The organism is Streptomyces sp. MB09-01 (genome assembly GCF_033794505.1).
Lineage (GTDB): Bacteria > Actinomycetota > Actinomycetes > Streptomycetales > Streptomycetaceae > Streptomyces.
On the sequence record NZ_JARAYQ010000552.1, the window covers coordinates 1 to 1,342 of the forward strand.

Annotated in this window: 1 protein-coding gene; it reads right to left on the reverse strand. The window is 72.7% G+C overall.

The features are described from left to right. A partial coding sequence (locus PV721_RS43395; RefSeq protein WP_319734386.1) for a DEAD/DEAH box helicase family protein occupies nt 1–1,276 on the reverse strand: 1,276 nt, incomplete at its 3' end. Nucleotides 1,277–1,342: the final 66 nt, after the last annotated feature.

Here is a 1,342-nt window from a genome sequence, read left to right on the forward strand (position 1 = left end):
GGCCAGCGGTATCGGGGCGCGCGGGGGTCGGTGTTCCCGGGTTGGTGAGCTGTTCGATGCGGGTGTCGTGGGCGCGCAGCGCGGCGAGGAGCTTGGCCAGGCCAGCGTACGCGGGGGAGGTGAGCATCGACTCCGCGCTCTCGCCGGTGGCGAGGAAGGCCGGCACGAGGAGGGTGGCCATCTTGCCCTGGCCGGGGTGCATCCGCAGGGCGCGGCCGACGGCCTGGACCAAATCCGGCATCGAGCCGCGGACGTCGCAGAAGATCACGCCCTCGCATTCTCGGGTGTCGACGCCTTCGCCGAGGACCTTCACGCTGGCGATGAGGGAGAGTCGCGCGTCCTGTCCGCTGTCGGTCCGGCCGGCCGCGAACTGGGTCAGGACGTTGCGCCGGTGGGCCGGCTTGTGCTCGCCGTGCAGCCACTGCGCCCAGACGCCGGTGTCCTCCTCCGACTCCTGCTCGCCGTCTTGGCGGCGGAGCTCGCGGGCCTTGCCGGGCAGCCCGACGGCGAAGGCCTCGGCCTCGGACACCCGTTGGTGGAAGGAGAGCACCCGGCGCAGACCCTCCTCCTCGGCGGCCTTGAGGGTGGCCGCCTGGAGGGCGCCGAGGCGCAGGCCGCGGACGGCTTCGGAGTCCTGGCCGGCGGCCAGCAGGGCGGCGTTGAGCTGGTGGTCCTGCACGTCTACGACCACCACCTGGTACGGCGCGACAATCCCGGCCTCGATCGCGGCGTCCAGCGGCAGGTGGTACGCGATGCGGCCGAACAGGCCGTCGGGGTCGTCGGTCATGGAGGCGACGAGCTCTTCGCCGTCCTCGTCGCCGCCGTCGCCCGCGGCCCAAATACGGGGGGTGGCGGTCATGTAGAGACGCGCGGCAGCCGGGATGCGAGTGTTGTCGTGGACGACAGCCCAGGGCTTGCCCGCCCGGCCGCTGGTGCGGTGCGCCTCGTCCACCACGATCAGGCCCCAGGAAGACAGGCCGGATTCGTGGGCCGCCTCCAGGATGCCGTTGCCGAGGGAGGCGTACGTCGCGAAGACGGTGACGCTCTCCTGCGCGGTGAGCCGCACCAGGGTGTGCGGGTCGGTGGTGTGCGGGAAGCCGGTCTCGTGGTCGAGGGAGGAGACCCCTACGAATGCGCCGGTGCGGCCGCCGTCCCGCCAGGCGCGGGCCGTCTGGTCGAGGAGGTCCAGGGAGGGCACCAGGACCAGGACCCGCTGCCCGCCGACCTGTTCGGCGGTGCGTACGGCAACGAGCGTCTTGCCGCTGCCCGTGGCCATGATCACCTGTGTGCGCAGGCCGGCGGCGGGGAGCTCGGCGGGGGAGCGGGGTGTGAGTTCTTCGAC